The organism is Enterobacter sp. Li2LvB3 (genome assembly GCF_056156645.1).
Genome location: NZ_JBSICG010000008.1, coordinates 137,747 through 157,090 on the forward strand (window position 1 = coordinate 137,747; position 19,344 = coordinate 157,090).

The following is a 19,344-nucleotide window of genomic DNA, read 5'->3' on the forward strand; positions in this document are numbered from 1 at the left end:
GTCGGCTCCCTTAACGATGACGGACTTCACGGCGTTCAGACCGTGCGCCAGAGGCTTGTCGTTGCGGCTGATTGCGCGAGGCAACCTGACGGCTCTGCGCGCCACGCTGCTGCTGAGCTTGCCAGTTCCCGGAGCGGCTATCGTTTCCACTCAGGGCGTTGGCACGCGGCTGGCTTGTGCGTTGCTGAGTATTTCGTTGTTGCACATTGCGCTGTTGTGCCGTTTGCGAAACCCGTGGCTCCTGTCTTTGTGCCGTCGCTTTACGATTCTCTCTCTGCTGAGAGTTGGCCTTTTTCGCGGTCTGCGTTTTGTTGGTGTCGTAACCCCGATAGTTATTACGCTGAGAAATCTGCTTCAGTTGCTGATTCGACGCCTGACGCTGAGCATCTTTTGTGCCGGTGCGCGCCGTTTGCGGGAAAGTTTTCCCGGTCGATTTTTCCATCTGCGCCATTGCAGCCTGGCGCTGGTTATCGCGATTAACCGGTTTTTGCTGGGTTGCGCTCAGCCCCGTTGCTGAGTTGGTGGAGTGGAAGCGGTTATTAAGCTGGCTATTTGGGTACGGCACCCCTTCACGATAAGCCGGGTTATGCTGCCAGGTACGGTTAGCGTCAGTCAGACGCTGACCACTGATTTTATTGAAGTTATCAACGTTGATATTGATGTTGTTATCACCATTACGGTTGTAACCGCCATTATGGTCGTAATCGTGATCATGGTGATCCCAATCGTCGTCGTCCCAGTCGATGCTGCTGAAGATGGCGTAGGTGGTCGCCACGCCCAGGCTGAAGCCTAAACCGTTCACGAAACTGTTGCCAAACTGCTCGCCGGTGGTCGGTGGGAGATAGGTTGGCGGATAGGCGGTGTTTGGCCAGGTCCCGTAAACCATATTGGGGTTATAGGTGGGGACATAAACCACCTGCGGATCGGCGGATTCAATCTTGATGACTGTTGGGCTTGTGGTGGTAGTCGTGGTTGTCGACTCGGTGGTCACGGTTTTCGCCGGGGCAGGTTTTGTCTCGGTGGTAACCGTCTGCTGTGGTGTAGATTTTAATGCGCCCGTTTGCTGAGCCAGCAAACGCAGACGTTGTACGGAGTCCATCACGTCTTTTGGCTGCGCGAGAAAGGCATCGCCCAGACTTTGCACCCACGGCGGGTTTTCGCCCATCAGCGACATGAGCTGAGGAAACGCCACCAGCGATTTCACGCTGGGATCCCAGGGTTGGCTGGCCACGGCCTGAATGGCGGCATCACCCTGCATTTTAGGGTTGTCCTTCGACCATTGCGCAGCCTGGATTACGTTAGCCGGATAGGTGGATGCCATCAATATTTGCGACAACAGGGCATCAGGATAAAGCGCAATAGGCGCTACCCACTGATCGATTTGCGCGGCACTGTAGGTTGGCGGTGTGGCAGGCGCGGTTTGCGCTGTGGGTGCCGGTGTGGCAGCCGGGGCCGGTGTTACAGGTTGTTGAGCAACGGGAGCAGGAGTGACGGGGGTTTCTGTTGCGCGGCTTTTGACAAACATAACGCCAGAGGCGGCAAACAGCCCGGCACTGCATAAAAGGACAAGCAGATGTGGCTTAAATGGCAACTTCATAAAGTGACTCCAACGAGACAAGCGCTGTGCCGTGAGGCGTTCCTGTTGCCGCGAGTATTATTCACCCGTGTCTTACAGTTTTGACTTTTCTTGGGAAACCACCCGGAGTGTCCGGATAAAGAGTGTGAGCATTTATTACACAATTATATCTGAAGGTTGAAAAGCCGCTGGGATATTCAGAAGGCCGCTCTTGCGAGCGGCCAGCAGCTAGTTGCCGAGGTTAACGACAAACAGCACCGTGATGTCAGATATGTTCCAGCCACCGTGCAGTGCAGTAAGCAGTAAACCGGTCACAACGATCAGCGCAGTGATTCGCATCTCCATTGCGTGCGTTCTCATAATGGCTACGCGGGTTCATTCTCCACCGGGAAAGGCAGAATCAGGCAAGTTGGGGTTTTGCCACGTAGGTTACGGAACTGCTCCCGGACCCGGTGACTGGTTGCTACACCAGCGAAGCAGGCCGAGAAGAAGAGTAGTGGATTCAAAGGGGATGCAGAAGATGAGAAGTGAAGTTACATTAATTTTCATACGAAACAGGAAAGCGCTACGCAGTATTTCACCTTCGGCTTGCAAGGAAACGAACTCTGGGGCAAAATTTAATCCGTTGGGGTTTTGCCGCAAATCTGCCAGCCCGGTGTGCTACCACCGCAAGGCAACAAATTAACCGCTTTAAGGCGGTTTTTTTGTGTCCAAAATTCGAATCGCCTTCCCGCTACACCATCCTTAACGATTCAGCAAATTTTTTAATGTTGCTTTTTTGTAAACGGATTAACACTGTGCAGAAATCCTGCTATGCTGCCCGACGCGGTATCGGGCATTTACCCTACAAACTGCTGTGTCACAGGAGCGTGAAGAGATTCGCCCACATACACGCTGTGTATGCCGCAATATGACAATGAGAGCGAGGAGAACCGTCGTGCTAGAAGAATACCGTAAGCACGTAGCAGAACGTGCCGCCGAGGGAATTGTACCCAAACCTTTAGATGCAACCCAAATGGCCGCGCTCGTCGAGCTGCTGAAGAATCCGCCCAAGGGCGAAGAAGAATTCCTGTTAGATCTGTTGATCAACCGCGTACCGCCTGGCGTAGATGAAGCTGCCTACGTAAAAGCCGGTTTCCTTGCTGCCATTGCCAAAGGCGAAGCAACCTCCCCACTGGTGACTCCTGAAAAAGCGATTGAACTGCTCGGCACCATGCAGGGTGGCTACAACATTCATCCGCTGATTGACGCGCTGGATAACGAAAAGCTGGCGCCAATTGCGGCCAAAGCGCTCTCTTCAACGCTGCTGATGTTCGATAACTTCTACGATGTGGAAGAAAAAGCCAAAGCGGGCAACGAATACGCGAAGCAGGTTATGCAGTCCTGGGCTGATGCCGAATGGTTCCTGAACCGTCCTGCACTGGCTGAAAAAATCACCGTGACCGTTTTCAAGGTGACCGGTGAAACTAACACCGATGACCTCTCCCCGGCTCCGGATGCGTGGTCCCGTCCTGATATCCCTCTGCACGCGCTGGCGATGCTGAAAAACGCCCGTGAAGGTATCGAGCCGGATCAGCCAGGCAGCGTTGGCCCGATCAAGCAGATCGAAGCCCTGCAGGAGAAAGGTTTCCCGCTGGCCTACGTGGGCGATGTTGTGGGTACCGGCTCTTCCCGTAAATCTGCAACCAACTCCGTGCTGTGGTTCATGGGCGATGATATCCCGCATGTGCCGAACAAACGCGGCGGCGGCCTGTGCCTGGGCGGCAAAATTGCACCAATCTTCTTCAACACCATGGAAGATGCTGGCGCACTGCCAATTGAAGTGGACGTGAACAACCTGAACATGGGCGACGTGATTGACGTTTACCCGTTCAAAGGTGAAGTACGTCACCACGAAACCAACGAACTGCTGGCAAGCTTTGAGCTGAAAACCGACGTTCTGGTCGACGAAGTGCGTGCCGGTGGCCGTATTCCGCTGATCATCGGTCGTGGCCTGACCACCAAAGCGCGTGAAGCGCTGGGTCTGCCGCACTCAGACGTTTTCCGTCAGGCGAAAGATGTGGCGGAAAGTAACCGTGGTTACTCCCTGGCGCAGAAAATGGTTGGCCGCGCGTGCGGCGTAACTGGTATTCGCCCGGGTGCGTACTGCGAGCCGAAGATGACTTCTGTGGGCTCTCAGGATACCACTGGCCCAATGACCCGTGACGAACTGAAAGACCTGGCGTGCCTGGGCTTCTCTTCTGACCTGGTGATGCAGTCCTTCTGCCACACTGCGGCCTATCCGAAGCCGGTTGATGTGACCACACACCACACGCTGCCAGACTTCATCATGAACCGTGGCGGTGTGTCCCTGCGTCCGGGTGATGGCGTTATTCACTCCTGGCTGAACCGTATGCTGCTGCCAGATACCGTGGGTACCGGTGGTGACTCTCATACCCGTTTCCCGATAGGTATCTCCTTCCCGGCGGGCTCTGGTCTGGTGGCGTTTGCTGCTGCGACCGGCGTGATGCCGCTGGATATGCCAGAATCCGTTCTGGTGCGCTTCAAAGGCAAAATGCAGCCGGGTATCACCCTGCGTGACCTGGTTCACGCCATCCCGCTGTATGCCATCAAGCAGGGCCTGCTGACCGTTGAGAAGAAAGGTAAGAAAAACATCTTCTCTGGCCGCATCCTGGAAATTGAAGGTCTGCCGGATCTGAAAGTAGAGCAGGCGTTCGAACTGACCGATGCCTCCGCTGAGCGTTCCGCTGCGGGCTGTACCATCAAGCTGAACCAGGCGCCGATCGAAGAGTATCTGACCTCTAATATCGTGCTGCTGAAGTGGATGATCGCAGAAGGTTACGGCGATCGTCGTACGCTGGAACGTCGTGTTCAGGGTATGGAAAAATGGCTGGCGGATCCGCAGCTGCTGGAAGCCGATGCTGACGCAGAATATGCGGCAGTGATCGACATCGATCTGGCGGATATCAAAGAGCCAATCCTGTGTGCACCAAACGATCCAGACGATGCTCGTCTGCTCTCTGACGTTCAGGGCGATAAGATCGACGAAGTGTTCATCGGTTCCTGTATGACCAACATCGGTCACTTCCGTGCTGCCGGTAAGCTGCTGGATACCCATAAAGGCCAGCTGCCAACGCGTCTGTGGGTGGCTCCGCCAACCCGCATGGACGCCGCTCAGCTGACTGAAGAAGGTTACTACAGCGTGTTCGGTAAGAGCGGTGCGCGTATCGAAATCCCTGGCTGTTCCCTGTGTATGGGTAACCAGGCGCGCGTAGCGGACGGTGCGACGGTAGTCTCTACCTCAACCCGTAACTTCCCGAACCGTCTGGGTACTGGCGCTAACGTTTATCTGGCCTCTGCGGAGCTGGCGGCGGTTGCCGCGCTGATTGGCAAACTGCCAACGCCGGAAGAGTACCAGACTTATATTGCTCAGGTTGATAAGACTGCGGTGGATACCTATCGTTATCTGAACTTCGACCAGCTCTCTCAGTACACCGAGAAGGCTGACGGCGTTATCTTCCAGACGGCAGTATAAATGCTACCCTCTCCCGTGGGAGAGGGGCTGGGGGTGAGGGCACCAGACCGCACCTGACCCATTGCCCGGTGGCGCTACGCTAACCGGGCCTACAAAACCCATCGCAACTGCGGTGGGTTTTTATTTTCATTCCTCCCACCTCTTACGCTTTTTTTCTTCCTCGCTGCTGCGATAATTACCTTAATGGCTTTGCAGAGGAAAATACTATGGATTACGAATTTCTGCGCGACATCACCGGAGTGGTGAAAGTGCGTATGTCGATGGGCCACGAAGCCGTAGGACACTGGTTTAACGAAGAGGTGAAAGAGAATCTCGCGCTTCTTGATGAAGTTGAACAGGCGGCGAATACGGTGAAAGGCAGTGAGCGCTCCTGGCAACGTGCCGGGCACGAATACACGCTGTGGATGGACGGCGAAGAGGTTATGGTGCGTGCCAACCAGCTTGAATTCTCGGGTGACGAGATGGAAGAGGGGATGAGCTACTACGATGAAGAGAGTCTGTCGCTGTGCGGCGTCGAAGACTTCCTGAAGGTGGTGGCGGCGTACCGCGAGTTCATGAAACAGAAATAGCATACCGGAGCGTCCTTGCTCCTTGTGTCTCTTACATGGCCGGAATATTGCGACCATAGTAGATTTCGCGCATCTCTTTCCAGAGAAGGTCAGTGATGGCCTTACGCTCTTCGTCGCTCAGGTCTTCCGGTTTGGTGTGGAACATGTAGTGCTTAAGGTCAAACTCCTTAAGCAACATCTTGGTATGGAAGATGTTTTCCTGGTATACATTCACGTCCACCATGTCATACAGCGCTTTCATGTCCTCGGACATAAAGTTCTGAATGGAATTGATCTCGTGGTCAATAAAGTGCTTCATGCCATTGATATCACGAGTAAAACCACGGACGCGATAGTCAATGGTTACGATATCGGATTCCAGCTGGTGGATTAAGTAGTTCAGCGCATTCAGCGGTGAAATCACACCGCAGGTCGATACTTCGATATCGGCGCGGAACGTACACAGCCCGCCTTCAGGATGGCTTTCCGGATAGGTGTGCACACAGATATGGCTTTTATCCAGGTGAGCCACCACCACTTCTGGCAGCGGACCGGGGTGCTCGGTTTTGTCGATAAGCTGCGGGTCGACTGGCTCTTCGCTGACCAGGATGGTCACGCTCGCACCCTGAGGGTCGTAATCCTGGCGCGCGATATTCAGGATATTCGCGCCAATAATCGAGCAGGTTTCTGACAGGATTTCAGTCAGCCGATTGGCGTTGTAGAGTTCATCGATATAGGCGATATACCCATCGCGTTCTTCTGCTGTTTTGACATAGCAGATATCGTAAATACAAAAACTCAGGCTTTTTGTCAGGTTGTTAAAGCCATGCAGTTTAAGCTTTTTCAATTAGTTCACCCCCTGAGAGGACAACGCGTCTTGCAAATACTGAGGCAAGGCAAACGCGGCGGTGTGGACAGCCGGATTGTAGTATCGGCAATGAAGACCGGCCTGGTGGAAACGGGCCTGAATGATTTCGGCGGAGAGATGGCGTAGCACCTCGTTATCCGTTGCCCAGGCAAAGGTCATGATCCCGCCGTAGTAAGTCGGGATAGCGGCCTGATAGAAACTGACATCGCCAAAATAAGTGCTTAACTTGCGGTGGCTGTCGATGGCTTCATCCTGTTGCAGGAAGCAGACGCCATTCTGCGCCACGAAGATCCCACCGGGCTTAAGGCAACGTTTGCAGCCTTCGTAAAAGGATGAGGTAAACAGCGATGCACCCGGGCCGATTGGGTCGGTGCAGTCAGAGATGATCACATCAAAGGTTTGTGTGGTCTGGTTAACAAAGTTGACCCCATCGTCAATCACCAGACTGAAGCGCGGGTCGTCATAGCTGCCGGCATTATGATTGGGTAAGTACTGGCGGCAGAAAGAGACAACGCCTGCGTCGATTTCCACCATGGTGATGGATTCGACAGATTTATGGCGGGACACTTCACGCAGCATTGCGCCATCACCCCCGCCGATAATCAAAACGTGTTTGGCCTGTCCGTGTGCCAGCAGCGGTACGTGGGTCATCATCTCGTGATAGATAAACTCGTCACGCTCGGTGGTTTGCACCACGCCGTCCAGCGCCATCACGCGCCCAAAAGCAGCGTTTTCGAAAATGATCAGATCCTGATGATCGGTTTTCTCATGATAAAGCACGTTATCAACGGCAAAGTACTGACCAAACTGATCATGCAGTGTTTCATGCCACAACGCGTTGTCGGCCATAAGCTGACGCCTCCTTTGTTAACATCCGTTTTCCCACGAAAAATGAGCGAAACATGATAGCTAACTATAACCGTGCTTGCACGGCTATAGGGTCAACAAGGAGCGTCGGGGGGAGGTTATTTTACGTAGGCGAGCAGGCTAAGGGAGTCGCGAGCCAGCGCTTTGCATTTCTTTGCAGTGGGAATGCCAATGCCGCTTAAATCACGGTAGCTGTCTTCACCGAGCGCCTTCATGTCGAAGCTGTCGTAGTTGCTGAGATCCCACTGGTTCTGCTGGGCAAAAAAGACCAGTGCGCGACGAATCTGCCCGTTGGGTAAATTCTGGTAACCACAATCATTTTTCAGGAATACAAAAACCGCCGTTAAATCGGCCATATCTTCTGCTTCATTTTCACTCAGCGCATAACTGTTTGCACACATAGCCATCAGGCTGCCGAACAAAATTGTCCTGAAAAACGTCTTCATTGCTTCTACCACTGCGTCACGGAAAATTAACGTTAGCATACTTGATGCCAGGGCGACGATCTTTATTATTGCCGCTTTGCTTGACCTTCCGGTAAGGGGAGGGTTTATGCTCAAAATATCGCCTGCTGGAAATAAGGAAATGAACATGCAACGTCGTGATTTTTTAAAATATTCCGTTGCGCTGGGGGTTGCCAGCGCATTACCGCTGTGGAGTCGCGCAGTTTTTGCGGCCGACAGACCCGCCTTACCCATCCCTGATCTGCTTACCGCGGATGCCCGCAGCCGCATCCAGCTTATTGTTCAGTCGGGTAAAACGACCTTTGGTGAGCATTCTGCGACAACCTGGGGGTATAACGGCAATCTGCTCGGCCCTGCTATTCAGCTACGCAGAGGAAAAGCCGTCACTGTGGATATCCACAATACGCTGGCGGAAGAGACAACGCTGCACTGGCACGGCCTGGAAGTCCCGGGTGAAGTGGACGGGGGTCCGCAGGGGGTGATTAAAGCGGGCGGTAAGCGCAGCGTCACCTTTACCCCTGACCAGCCCGCGTCGACCTGCTGGTTCCACCCGCATCAGCATGGCAAAACCGGACGGCAGGTTGCGATGGGGCTGGCAGGGCTGGTACTCATTGAAGATGATGAAAGCCGCCTGCTGCGCCTGCCAAAACAGTGGGGCATCGACGATGTGCCGGTGATTGTGCAGGACAAAAAGTTCACCTCAGACGGGCAGATTGATTACCAGCTGGACGTGATGAGCGCAGCGGTGGGCTGGTTCGGTGATACGTTGCTGACCAACGGCGCGATTTATCCGCAGCACGCCGCGCCGAAGGGCTGGCTGCGTTTACGTCTGCTTAATGGCTGTAACGCGCGTTCGCTGAATTTTGCCACCAGTGATAAACGCCCGCTGTATGTGGTGGCGAGCGATGGCGGCTTGTTGCCTGAGCCGGTTAAGGTCAACGAATTACCGATGCTGATGGGCGAGCGTTTTGAAGTGCTGGTGGATATCAGCGATGGCAAGGCGTTTGACCTTGTGACCTTGCCGGTGAGCCAGATGGGCATGGCCGTTGCGCCATTTGATCAGCCGCATCCGGTGCTGCGCATTCAGCCGCTTCAGGTCACGGCGTCGGGCATATTGCCGGATACTCTGGCGAAGGTGCCTGCGTTACCTGCACTTGAGGGGTTAACTCAGCGCAAACTCCAGCTCTCGATGGATCCGATGCTCGATATGATGGGGATGCAGGCGCTGATGACGAAATATGGCAATCAGGCGATGGCCGGGATGCAGCATGGGCAGATGATGGGCCATATGAATATGGATCACGGCAGCATGGGCGGAATGGGGAAAATGAACCACGGGGGACAGGGTTTTGACTTCCATAACGCCAACATGATCAACGGCAAAGCGTTCGATATGAATACGCCGATGTTTGCTGCCACGAAAGGGCAGTTTGAACGTTGGGTGATTTCTGGTGAAGGTGACATGATGCTGCATCCGTTCCATATTCACGGCACGCAGTTCCGCATTCTCTCAGAGAATGGTAAAGCGCCAGAGGTACATCGTTCCGGCTGGAAAGACACGGTGCGGGTTGAAGGTGGTGTGAGCGAGGTGCTGGTGAAGTTCGCGCACGACGCGCCGAAGGAGTTCGCCTATATGGCGCATTGCCATCTGCTGGAGCATGAAGATACGGGGATGATGCTCGGTTTTACCGTATAAAAAAGCCGGGTGGCGACTGCGCCTTACCCGGCCTGTATATGGCACCCGTAGGCCCGGTAAGCGTAGCGCCACCGGGCTTTTCAGTTACTTGCTTGCGTCAGGCAAGGCATACGCGACAATATAGTCGCCCATCTTCGTGCCAAACGAACCATGACCACCCGCAGAGATGACTACGTACTGCTTGCCATTCGCTTCATAGGTCATCGGTGTTGCCTGTCCGCCTGCTGGCAGACGGCCTTGCCACAGTTTCTCACCGTTGGTCATGTTGTACGCGCGCAGATAGTTATCAGCGGTTGCCGCGATGAACAGCACGTTGCCAGCGGTGGATATTGGGCCACCCAGCATTGGCATCCCCATATTGAACGGCACAGGAACCGGCATCGGGAACGGCATACTGTCCTGAGGCGTACCAATACGTTTCTTCCACACGACCTGGTTGGTTTTCAGATCCAGCGCGGAGATATAACCCCATGCAGGCTGTTTACACGGAAGGCCGAACGGTGACAGGAACGGGTTCAGGGTTACGCCAAACGGCACGCCATACTGCGGCTGAATACCGGATTCGGTCCCAGTACCTTTTGCGTCTTTCGGCGGTTCGATTGGGTTACCCGGGCCGCGTGGGATCAGTTTAGAGACAAACGGCAGCGCCATCGGGTTGGCAATCGCTACCTGACGGTTCGGGTCAACGGAGATCCCGCCCCATTCGAACATCCCCAGGTTACCCGGGAAGACCAGCGTACCCTGCTCAGAAGGCGGCGTGAAGATACCTTCGTAGCGCAGCTGATGGAACATCACGCGGCAGACCAGCTGGTCAAACATGGTGGCACCCCACATGTCTGCACCGCTCAGGTCTTTCTTCGGACGGAAGCTCAGGTCAGAGAACGGCTGCGTTTTGCTGACGTAATCGCCTTTTGCTGCCCCCTGAGGAACCGGTTTTTCCGGTGCAGGAACAACCAGCTTACCGTTGCTGCGATCCAGTACGAAGATGTTACCCGTTTTCGCTGGTGCATAAATTACCGGAACGGTTTTGCCGTTAACGGTAATGTCGGCAAGCGTCGGCTGGGATGGCATGTCCATATCCCACAGATCGTGGTGAACGGTCTGGTAGCTCCATGCCAGTTTACCGGTGGTCGCGTTCAGCGCCACGATAGCGCTCGCGTAACGCTCCTGCTCTGGTGTGCGATAGCCGCCCCAGATATCCGGCGTGGTCACACCCATTGGCAGGTAGACCAGGTCCAGCTTCGCGTCATACGCTGCTGGTGCCCAGGAGTTCGGTGAGTTAAAGGTAAAGGTGTGTTCGTCCGATGGGATCGCGTTTGGATCTTTCGCGCCCGGATCGAAGGCCCACAGCAGTTTACCGGTGTTCACGTCAAAACCACGGATAACGCCAGAGGTTTCGCGGGTAGAGAAGTTATCCGTTACCGAACCGGCAATCACGATAGTTTTATCGGTGATGATCGGTGGTGAGGTCGGTTCATACAGGCCCGGCGTGGTATCCGGCATGTTGGTTTGCAGATTCAGGACACCTTTGTTGGCAAAGGTCTCGCACAGCTTGCCCGTTTCGGCGTTAACTGCAAACAGTCGTCCATCGTTCACCGGCAGCATGATGCGGCGAGGGCAGTCAGCGACCACATCCGGGCTGGCATTATCGGCACGCGCTTCATGGTAAGAAACACCACGGCAGGTCACATGCTGGAATGACGGGTTAGAGTTGAGCTGTGGATCGAAGTGCCATTTCTCTTTACCGGTAGCCGCATCAAGCGCGAACAGACGCTGGTGCGCGGTACACAGATAAAGCATGTTGCCAACTTTAATAGGCGTCACTTCGTTGGTCAGTTCACCTGGATCGTTAGGCATCTTCACATCGCCGGTACGGAAGACCCAGGCTTCTTTCAGGTCCTTCACGTTGTCGGCGTTGATCTGCTTCAGTGGAGAGTAACGCTGACCTTCCTGATTACGACCATACGCAGGCCAGTCGCTATCGGCAACCTGAGAGATAGCCGCGGCAGGCGTGGATTCCGTGTTCAGCGTGCCTTTGATCTCCTGTGGGTCGTTGAAGCCAGCCCAGGTGAGGATGCCACCGCTGATAAGCAGGGCAATCACCAGTGCGGCGACGGCGCCACTGGAAGGAACAATCAGGCGACGCCAGACAAACGGCAGGATCAGCCAGATACCAAAGAACACGAGGATGTCACTGCGTGGCGTCAGTGCCCAGAAGTCGAAGCCGACTTCCCAGACGCCCCAGATCATGGTTGCGAGAAGTAATGCGGCATAAAGCCACAGTGCTGATTGTTTTCTACGCAACAGCAGGACGGTTACGGCAACCATAACCAGACCTGCAATCGGGTAGTACCAGGAACCGCCTAAAGCGACCAGCCAGACGCCACCGATTAACAGATACAGCGCGCAGAAGGCTGCGAACGCTGCTGTTAATGTCACCAGTAGACGCGACTGTTGAGTTTTTGTTTCAGCCATAGAAAAGTACTCGTCAGTTTTGTTAATTATTTGCTAGCAATTAATTATAGGTATTAACAAGTGTGATCGGAATCACAAAATTTGCTTTTTATAACTCATGCGCCAGGGCTATCCATTTGCTGTTATAATGGGTGGCTTGTGAATCGATGCCGGACGCAGATTCATCCGCATTGAGCGATTTTTATTAAAATCATATGGTTAGTAATATGAAACATACTGTTGAAGTGATGATCCCGGAAGCGGAGATCAAAGCGCGTATCGCCGAACTGGGCCGTCAAATCACCGAACATTACAAAGACAGCGGCAGCGAAATGGTGCTGGTTGGTTTGTTGCGTGGCTCTTTTATGTTCATGGCAGACTTGTGCCGTGAAGTGCAGGTGTCACATGAGGTCGATTTTATGACCGCCTCCAGCTACGGCAGCGGCATGTCCACAACCCGTGATGTGAAAATCCTTAAAGACCTGGATGAAGATATTCGTGGCAAAGATGTGTTGATCGTTGAGGACATCATCGACTCCGGCAACACGCTCTCTAAAGTGCGCGAGATCCTGAGCCTGCGCGAACCAAAATCCCTGGCGATCTGCACCCTGCTGGATAAACCAACCCGTCGTGAAGTGCAGGTGCCGGTTGAGTTTGTCGGTTTCTCTATCCCTGACGAATTCGTGGTGGGTTACGGTATCGACTACGCCCAGCGTTATCGCCATCTGCCGTATGTCGGGAAAGTTGTGCTGCTGGACGAGTAATGTTGATTGGGTGCGGGCTGATGCCCTCACCCCAGCCCTCTCCCACCGGGAGAGGGAGAAAACCTCAGGCTTTATTTATGGTTTACGTGCTTGAGTTTGAGGTTGGCAATGCCCGAGCGATAGCGCTGTTCCAGCGTTTCGCGGTTGGTAGCGGTCACTTCCAGATTACGCAGTAACCCGTCATGAATACCGTACGCCCAGCCGTGAATAGATACCTTCTGCCCGCGTTTCCAGGCAGATTGCATAATCGTGGAGTGGCCCAGGTTATAGACCTGTTCCATGACGTTTAGCTCACACAGGGTATCAAGCCGACGCTCTTGCGGCATTTCGCCTAGCAGTGAGCTATGTTTGAACCAGATATCGCGGATGTGCAGCAGCCAGTTATCGATTAAGCCCAGCTCAGTGTTTTCTATCGCAGCCTGGACGCCACCACAGCCGTAGTGGCCGCAAATGATGATGTGCTCGACTTCCAGTACATCGACGGCATACTGAACAACCGAGAGACAGTTAAGATCCGTGTGAATGACCAGGTTGGCTACGTTGCGGTGAACGAATAATTCGCCCGGTTCGAGGCCGGTCAGACGCTCTGCCGGAACGCGGCTATCGGAACATCCAATCCATAGAAAGCGCGGGTTCTGCGCTTGCGCCAGTTTCCCGAAAAAACCGGGGTCCTCTTCCACCAGCATCTTTGACCATAGTGCATTGTTGCTGATGAGTGTATCTATGTCATTCATGGAGGTTAACGACCTGTAACCGAGTGATTGCGTTGCGCTACTATAGGGTAACCCGACTTTTAATGAAACCACACAACGTGTGTCAGAACTATAGGTAAGTCTAATTCATGGCGATTGCACTGGAGCTTGAACAGCTTAAAAAAACCTATCCGGGCGGCGTTCAGGCGCTGCGCGGAATAGATCTCAAAGTAGAAGCGGGTGATTTCTATGCGCTTCTGGGGCCAAATGGCGCAGGGAAATCCACCACCATCGGGATTATCAGTTCTCTGGTTAACAAGTCATCCGGCAGGGTAAGCGTGTTTGGCTACGACCTGCAAAAAGATGTTGTTAACGCCAAGCGCCAGCTTGGGCTGGTGCCGCAGGAGTTCAACTTTAACCCCTTCGAAACCGTACAACAGATCGTAGTGAACCAGGCGGGTTACTACGGCGTGGAGCGCAAAGATGCGCTTGAACGTAGCGAAAAGTACCTCAAACAGCTCGATCTGTGGGAAAAACGCAACGAACGTGCGCGGATGTTATCCGGTGGGATGAAGCGCCGCCTGATGATTGCGCGTGCGCTGATGCATGAACCAAAACTGTTGATCCTCGATGAACCCACCGCCGGTGTGGACATCGAGCTTCGTCGCTCAATGTGGGGGTTCCTGAAAGATCTTAACGATAAAGGCACCACCATTATTCTGACAACCCACTACCTCGAAGAAGCTGAAATGCTCTGCCGCAATATCGGCATCATTCAGAATGGCGAGCTGGTGGAAAACACCTCGATGAAAGATCTGCTTTCTAAGCTGAAATCAGAAACCTTTATCCTCGACCTGGCGCCAAAAAGCCCGCTGCCAAAGCTGGAAGGGTATCAATATCGTCTGGTAGATACCTCGACGCTGGAAGTGGAAGTGCTACGCGAGCAGGGGATCAACAGCGTGTTCTCCCAGCTGAGCGCGCAGGGCATTCAGGTGTTGAGTATGCGTAATAAAGCGAACCGACTGGAAGAGCTGTTTGTCTCTCTGGTACATGAGAAACAAGGAGACAAAGCATGACGCATCTTTACTGGGTTGCGCTGAAAAGCATCTGGGCGAAAGAGATTAACCGTTTTATGCGCATCTGGGTGCAAACCCTGGTGCCGCCGGTCATCACCATGACCCTGTACTTTATCATCTTCGGTAACCTGATTGGTTCTCGCATTGGTGAGATGCACGGCTTTACCTATATGCAGTTTATCGTACCGGGCCTGATCATGATGGCGGTGATTACCAACGCCTATGCCAACGTTGCGTCATCATTCTTTAGCGCCAAGTTCCAGCGCAACATTGAAGAACTGCTGGTAGCACCTGTGCCTACGCATGTGATCATTGCCGGTTACGTGGGTGGTGGTGTGGCGCGCGGTCTGTGCGTGGGTATCCTGGTCACGGCGATTTCGCTGTTCTTTGTCCCGTTCCAGGTGCATTCATGGCTGTTTGTGGCGCTAACATTGCTGCTGACGGCGATCCTGTTCTCGCTGGCCGGTCTGCTGAACGCCGTATTCGCCAAGACGTTCGACGACATCAGCCTGATCCCGACCTTCGTGCTGACGCCACTGACCTATCTGGGCGGGGTGTTCTACTCCCTGACGCTGCTGCCGCCGTTCTGGCAGGCGCTGTCGCACCTGAACCCGATCGTGTACATGATAAGCGGCTTCCGCTTTGGTTTCCTCGGCATTACCGACGTGCCGCTGTTTACTACCGTTGCGGTGCTGGTGGTGTTTATCCTCGCCTTCTACCTGCTGTGCTGGTATCTGATCCAGCGCGGGCGCGGGCTGCGTAGCTAACCTTCGACCCGGCGATAATCCGTTGCCGGGCGCTTTTCTTTGACAGTTATCACCGTAAGCTAACCTTCACTGGGCTAAACTACTCGCCTGCTAAGGAGGGAGTTATGCTGGGATGGGTCATCACCTGCCACGATGAACAGGCGCAGGATATGCTGGACAAGCTTGACGCTAAATTTGGTCCGCTGGCGCAATGTCGGGCGGTCAATTACTGGCGTGGCTTAAGCACCAATATGCTCAGCCGTATGATGTGCGACGCCCTGCATGAAACCGACACCGGCGACGGCGTTATCTTTCTTACCGATAAATCCGGCGCTGCCCCCTATCGTACGGCGGCATTGATGAGCCATAAGCACGATTGTTGCGAAGTGATTTCCGGAATTAGCCTGCCGTTGCTGGAACTAATGTACCCGCAGCGAGAAACACTCGGCAGCGCCGGGTTTCGCGAGGCTATCGTGGCGCAAGGTACGCCGGGCGTCAGCAGCTTGTGGCATCAGCAACAGAAAAATCCTCCTTTCGTCCTGCTTCACAACCTGTATAAGAATTAAACATTGGTATTGATGTCTCTTTTGCTACAATGACATCAGTTTTTTCGTATCGATAACGATCCAATGCTAACGCGTCTACTATTCCTGCTGTTGTTGTTCGTTTCCGGCATCAGTTCTGCCAGTTTATTAAGTCAGCAAAGACTGCCTGCACAATACATGCAAACCACCGAAGATGCGGCGATTTGGGCGCAGGTGGGTAATGACGTGGTCAACGTTGGCAACGTGCGTGCCGGGCAGATCCTGGCCGTGGTGCCTGCGGCGGCAGATTACTATGAGTTCCGCTTCGGTTTCGGCACGGGTTTTATCGACAAGGGGCATCTGGAGCCTGTTCAGGGCAAGAAGCGCGTTGAAGATGGCCTGGGCGATCTGAATAAACCGCTCAGTAATCAAAATCTGGTCACCTGGAAAGACACGCCGGTTTATAACGCCGCTGACAACAGCAGTGCTCCTTTCGGGACCTTAAGCGCCAATCTCCGCTACCCGATCCTGAACAAGCTTAAAGACCGTCTGAACCAAACCTGGTTTCAGATCCGCATTGGCAACCGCCTGGCGTGGATAAGCCGCCTGGATGCGCAGGAAGATAACGGTATTCCGGTGATTACCTACCACCATATCCTGCGTGATGAGGAGAACACCCGTTTTCGTCATACCTCCACAACGACCAGCGTGCGTGCCTTTAGCAACCAGATGACATGGTTACGCGACCAGGGTTATACCACGCTGACCATGTATCAGCTCGAGGGGTACGTACGTAACAAAATAAACCTGCCTGCTAAGTCGGTGGTGATCACCTTTGATGACGGCCTGAAATCCGTTAGCCGCTATGCTTATCCCATTTTGAAAGGGTACGGGTTTAAGGCAACGGCGTTTATTATCTCATCCCGAATCAAACGCCATCCGCAAAAGTGGGCCCCCAAGTCTCTGCAGTTCATGAGCGTGTCAGAGCTGGAGCAGATCCAGGATGTATTTGATATTCAGTCGCATACCCATTTTTTACACCGCGTAGATGGCAACCATCAGCCGATTTTACTCAGCCGCAGCTACCACATTATTTTGTTCGATTTTAAACGCTCCCGGCGTGATTTGGCACAGTTCAACCCGCATGTGCTTTATCTTTCCTATCCGTTTGGCGGATACAACGATAACGCGGTGAAAGCGGCAAATGACGCCGGTTTTCATCTGGCGGTCACGACCGTGAAAGGAAAGGTAAAACCGGGAGATAATCCGTTCTTACTCAAGCGTCTGTACATCTTAAGAACGGATTCACTGGAGACAATGTCGCGGCTGATCAGCAATCAGCCGCAGGGGTAGCAGCTATCAGGCAACCTGAACCGGGATCGCTTTCGCGGTACGTTTCATGTCATTGTCGCCTTCGAAGTAGGCGACTTTTGGCTGCCAGCGGCGCGCTTCTTCGTCAGACATCATGACGAAGCTTGCGATAATCACGATATCACCCACGTCAGCGCAGTGCGCGGCAGCGCCGTTGACGGAGATGATTTTGGAACCGCGTTCAGCCGCGATGGCGTAAGTAGAGAAGCGTTTGCCGTTGTTCACGTTCCAGATATCAATAGCTTCGTTTTCAAGAATACCCGCCGCGTCGAGGAAATCCTGATCGATCGCGCAGGAGCCTTCATAGTGCAGGTCGGCCTGAGTGACTTTCACACGGTGAAGCTTACCTTGCAGCATTTTGCGAATCATTACGTCTACCTTTAATCATCATGCTTTACCCTCTCATATGTGAAGAGAGGGCAGGTGAGGGGATTTATTCCCAGGCAAATACGCGCGCAGTATTGCCCGATTTTTAGTCGGTGTCTACTACGCCAGCTCAACCACTTTATTGTCGATAAGGCGCGCCTGACCCAACCACGCAGCCACCAGGAGAACCGCTCGTTTGCTGGACTCAGTCAGCTCCAGCAGGGTATCGGCGTCGCGGATCTGCACATCGTCAGAACGGAAACCTTTCTCGTTAAGCGCCTGTTCGGCAAGGGCGATAATCTCTTCAGCGGTCAGCTCTTTCGCCAGCAGTTGTTCCGCCATGGTATTCATGACCTTACTCACACCCGGCGCGATTTTACGCTGGTCTGCGGTTAAGTAACCGTTGCGGGAGCTCAGCGCCAGGCCATCTTTCGCGCGCACAATCGGCACGCCAACGATTTCAATGTCGTAACCCATATCCGCAACCATTTTGCGAATCAGTGCCAGTTGCTGGAAGTCTTTCTCGCCAAAGCAGGCGATATCTGGCTGTACCAGGTTGAAAAGCTTGCTGACGATGGTTGAGACGCCACGGAAATGACCCGGACGGCTTGCGCCTTCCAGCATGGTCGAAATCCCCGGGACATCGACGTAAGTCGCTTCTTCTGTACCCTGTGGGTACACATCGGCAGGTGCCGGAGAGAAAACGATGTCCGTATGGCGTTTCTTCAGTTTTTCGCAATCTTCCTGAAGGGTGCGCGGGTAACGCGCCAGGTCGTCAGCGCGGTCAAACTGCATTGGGTTAACGAAAATACTGACCACCACGATGTCTGCACGGGCTTTAGCTTCATCGACCAGCTTCATGTGGCCGTCGTGCAGGTTGCCCATGGTTGGGACCAGTGCGATACGTTTACCTTCCTGACGTGCTCTGCGGATATGCTGGCGCAGCAGCGGCAGGGTTTCAATGATTAGCACAACGAGACTCCTTAATGGAAACTGTGTTCTTCACCCGGATACACACCGGATTCAACGTCGGCAATATACTGCCTGACCGCCGCGCGCATGTCGCCCGCATCGGTCAGGAAATTTTTGGCAAATTTAGGGATATGTCCACCCGTAATGCCAAACGCGTCGTGCATGACCAGGATCTGACCATCGGTGACGTTGCCCGCGCCAATCCCGATAACCGGAATGGTGAGCGCCTCGGTGATGCGTTTTGCCAGCTCGACAGGAACGCACTCCAGTACCAGTAACTGCGCGCCTGCGGCTTCCAGCGCCACGGCATCATCAAACAGCGTCTGTGCGGCATCGCCACGGCCTTGTACTTTGTAGCCGCCAAAGATGTTTACCGACTGTGGCGTCAGGCCCAGGTGCCCGCACACGGGCACGGCACGTTCGGTCAGCATTTTCACTGTGTCCACAAGCCAGGCACCGCCTTCAATCTTGACCATGTTGGCGCCAGCACGCATCACTGCCGCTGAATTTTCAAACGCCTGCTCAGGTGTGGCATAGGCCATAAACGGCAGGTCGGAAAGAAGCAGACATGCTGGTGCGCCACGACGCACAGCACGGGTGTGGTAAGCAATATCCTCTACCGTTACAGGCAGGGTGGAATCATGTCCCTGTACCGTCATCCCTAACGAGTCTCCGACCAGCATGACGTTGATCCCTTCTTCGGCAAACAGTTTGGCGAAGCTGTAGTCATATGCGGTGATGGTGGCGAAGCGTCTCTTTTCCTGTTTGCATTTTTGCAGCAAGGAGATGGTGGTTGGTTTCATACGGTTTCCTGATAGCCAAAGC

The 19,344-nt window shown here is 53.9% G+C and carries 17 protein-coding genes; 8 read left to right on the plus strand and 9 right to left on the minus strand.

Annotation, left to right across the window (positions count from 1 at the left end):
* Window positions 1-10: 10 nt before the first annotated feature.
* Window positions 11-1,597, minus strand: a complete 1,587-nt coding sequence (locus ACS603_RS08980) for a DUF3300 domain-containing protein (RefSeq protein ID WP_474944122.1) — start codon at window positions 1,595-1,597, stop codon at window positions 11-13.
* Window positions 1,598-2,513: 916 nt separating this feature from the next.
* Between ACS603_RS08980 and acnB the strand changes: the two genes are divergently transcribed.
* Window positions 2,514-5,111: a bifunctional aconitate hydratase 2/2-methylisocitrate dehydratase gene (gene acnB / locus ACS603_RS08985; RefSeq protein WP_474944123.1), complete on the plus strand. Its 2,598-nt coding sequence runs from the start codon at window positions 2,514-2,516 to the stop codon at window positions 5,109-5,111.
* Between the two features lie 206 nt (window positions 5,112-5,317).
* Window positions 5,318-5,680, plus strand: a complete 363-nt coding sequence (gene yacL, locus ACS603_RS08990) for a protein YacL (RefSeq protein WP_014068929.1) — start codon at window positions 5,318-5,320, stop codon at window positions 5,678-5,680.
* 31 nt (window positions 5,681-5,711) lie between these two features.
* Here yacL and speD read toward each other — a convergent pair whose 3' ends face one another.
* From speD to ACS603_RS09005, 3 genes are all read right to left on the minus strand, one after another.
* Window positions 5,712-6,506 (minus strand): adenosylmethionine decarboxylase, encoded by a 795-nt coding sequence (speD, locus tag ACS603_RS08995; protein WP_182059604.1) that lies wholly within the window; start codon window positions 6,504-6,506, stop codon window positions 5,712-5,714.
* Complete coding sequence (speE, locus tag ACS603_RS09000) at window positions 6,507-7,376, minus strand: polyamine aminopropyltransferase (RefSeq protein WP_182059605.1); 870 nt, start codon at window positions 7,374-7,376, stop codon at window positions 6,507-6,509. It abuts the gene before it with no gap.
* Window positions 7,377-7,492: 116 nt separating this feature from the next.
* A complete protein-coding gene (locus tag ACS603_RS09005) occupies window positions 7,493-7,840 on the minus strand; it encodes a YacC family pilotin-like protein (RefSeq protein ID WP_014882582.1) in 348 nt (115 codons plus the stop codon).
* A gap of 145 nt (window positions 7,841-7,985) precedes the next feature.
* Here ACS603_RS09005 and cueO point away from each other — a divergent pair, with 145 nt between their 5' ends.
* Window positions 7,986-9,554 carry a multicopper oxidase CueO gene (cueO, locus tag ACS603_RS09010; RefSeq protein ID WP_182059606.1) on the plus strand — a complete coding sequence of 523 codons (1,569 nt, stop codon included), beginning with the start codon at window positions 7,986-7,988 and terminating at the stop codon, window positions 9,552-9,554.
* A gap of 84 nt (window positions 9,555-9,638) precedes the next feature.
* Here cueO and ACS603_RS09015 read toward each other — a convergent pair whose 3' ends face one another.
* Window positions 9,639-12,029 (minus strand): glucose/quinate/shikimate family membrane-bound PQQ-dependent dehydrogenase, encoded by a 2,391-nt coding sequence (locus tag ACS603_RS09015; protein WP_474944124.1) that lies wholly within the window; start codon window positions 12,027-12,029, stop codon window positions 9,639-9,641.
* A 206-nt stretch (window positions 12,030-12,235) separates the two neighbouring features.
* On the opposite strand from ACS603_RS09015, the gene hpt reads away from it, so the two are divergent.
* Window positions 12,236-12,772 carry a hypoxanthine phosphoribosyltransferase gene (gene hpt / locus ACS603_RS09020; RefSeq protein WP_014068935.1) on the plus strand — a complete coding sequence of 179 codons (537 nt, stop codon included), beginning with the start codon at window positions 12,236-12,238 and terminating at the stop codon, window positions 12,770-12,772.
* Between the two features lie 71 nt (window positions 12,773-12,843).
* Here the strand turns inward: hpt and can are convergent, their stop codons facing one another.
* Window positions 12,844-13,506 (minus strand): carbonate dehydratase, encoded by a 663-nt coding sequence (gene can, locus ACS603_RS09025; protein WP_020882596.1) that lies wholly within the window; start codon window positions 13,504-13,506, stop codon window positions 12,844-12,846.
* Between the two features lie 107 nt (window positions 13,507-13,613).
* Here can and ACS603_RS09030 point away from each other — a divergent pair, with 107 nt between their 5' ends.
* The 4 genes from ACS603_RS09030 (at window position 13,614) to ACS603_RS09045 (ending at window position 17,163) form a co-directional block, all read left to right on the plus strand.
* Complete coding sequence (locus tag ACS603_RS09030) at window positions 13,614-14,540, plus strand: ABC transporter ATP-binding protein (protein ID WP_182059608.1); 927 nt, start codon at window positions 13,614-13,616, stop codon at window positions 14,538-14,540.
* Window positions 14,537-15,307 carry an ABC transporter permease gene (locus tag ACS603_RS09035; protein WP_182059609.1) on the plus strand — a complete coding sequence of 257 codons (771 nt, stop codon included), beginning with the start codon at window positions 14,537-14,539 and terminating at the stop codon, window positions 15,305-15,307. The genes ACS603_RS09030 and ACS603_RS09035 overlap by 4 nt, the downstream gene beginning before the upstream one ends.
* A 104-nt stretch (window positions 15,308-15,411) precedes the next feature.
* Window positions 15,412-15,852 carry a PTS sugar transporter subunit IIA gene (locus tag ACS603_RS09040; RefSeq protein ID WP_182059610.1) on the plus strand — a complete coding sequence of 147 codons (441 nt, stop codon included), beginning with the start codon at window positions 15,412-15,414 and terminating at the stop codon, window positions 15,850-15,852.
* Window positions 15,853-15,915: 63 nt separating this feature from the next.
* The gene (locus ACS603_RS09045) at window positions 15,916-17,163 is read left to right on the plus strand and encodes a polysaccharide deacetylase family protein (protein ID WP_474944125.1); all 1,248 of its coding nucleotides are present in this window, start codon (window positions 15,916-15,918) and stop codon (window positions 17,161-17,163) included.
* A gap of 6 nt (window positions 17,164-17,169) precedes the next feature.
* Here the strand turns inward: ACS603_RS09045 and panD are convergent, their stop codons facing one another.
* The 3 genes from panD to panB form a co-directional block, all read right to left on the minus strand.
* Window positions 17,170-17,550: an aspartate 1-decarboxylase gene (gene panD, locus ACS603_RS09050; RefSeq protein ID WP_006810068.1), complete on the minus strand. Its 381-nt coding sequence runs from the start codon at window positions 17,548-17,550 to the stop codon at window positions 17,170-17,172.
* Between the two features lie 117 nt (window positions 17,551-17,667).
* Window positions 17,668-18,519 carry a pantoate--beta-alanine ligase gene (panC, locus tag ACS603_RS09055; protein WP_182059612.1) on the minus strand — a complete coding sequence of 284 codons (852 nt, stop codon included), beginning with the start codon at window positions 18,517-18,519 and terminating at the stop codon, window positions 17,668-17,670.
* Between the two features lie 11 nt (window positions 18,520-18,530).
* Entirely contained in the window at window positions 18,531-19,322 is a 792-nt protein-coding gene (gene panB / locus ACS603_RS09060; protein ID WP_182059613.1) for a 3-methyl-2-oxobutanoate hydroxymethyltransferase, read from the minus strand.
* Between the last annotated feature and the right edge of the window lie 22 nt (window positions 19,323-19,344).

Coding starts and splice junctions, on each gene's coding strand:
- ACS603_RS08980 (WP_474944122.1), bottom strand. CDS start 1,597: ATGAAGTTGCCATTTAAGCCACATCTGCTTGTCCTTTTATGCAGTGCC.
- yacL (WP_014068929.1), top strand. CDS start 5,318: ATGGATTACGAATTTCTGCGCGACATCACCGGAGTGGTGAAAGTGCGT.
- speE (WP_182059605.1), bottom strand. CDS start 7,376: ATGGCCGACAACGCGTTGTGGCATGAAACACTGCATGATCAGTTTGGT.
- ACS603_RS09005 (WP_014882582.1), bottom strand. CDS start 7,840: ATGAAGACGTTTTTCAGGACAATTTTGTTCGGCAGCCTGATGGCTATG.
- cueO (WP_182059606.1), top strand. CDS start 7,986: ATGCAACGTCGTGATTTTTTAAAATATTCCGTTGCGCTGGGGGTTGCC.
- ACS603_RS09015 (WP_474944124.1), bottom strand. CDS start 12,029: ATGGCTGAAACAAAAACTCAACAGTCGCGTCTACTGGTGACATTAACA.
- hpt (WP_014068935.1), top strand. CDS start 12,236: ATGAAACATACTGTTGAAGTGATGATCCCGGAAGCGGAGATCAAAGCG.
- can (WP_020882596.1), bottom strand. CDS start 13,506: ATGAATGACATAGATACACTCATCAGCAACAATGCACTATGGTCAAAG.
- ACS603_RS09030 (WP_182059608.1), top strand. CDS start 13,614: ATGGCGATTGCACTGGAGCTTGAACAGCTTAAAAAAACCTATCCGGGC.
- ACS603_RS09035 (WP_182059609.1), top strand. CDS start 14,537: ATGACGCATCTTTACTGGGTTGCGCTGAAAAGCATCTGGGCGAAAGAG.
- ACS603_RS09040 (WP_182059610.1), top strand. CDS start 15,412: ATGCTGGGATGGGTCATCACCTGCCACGATGAACAGGCGCAGGATATG.
- ACS603_RS09045 (WP_474944125.1), top strand. CDS start 15,916: ATGCTAACGCGTCTACTATTCCTGCTGTTGTTGTTCGTTTCCGGCATC.
- panD (WP_006810068.1), bottom strand. CDS start 17,550: ATGATTCGCAAAATGCTGCAAGGTAAGCTTCACCGTGTGAAAGTCACT.
- panB (WP_182059613.1), bottom strand. CDS start 19,322: ATGAAACCAACCACCATCTCCTTGCTGCAAAAATGCAAACAGGAAAAG.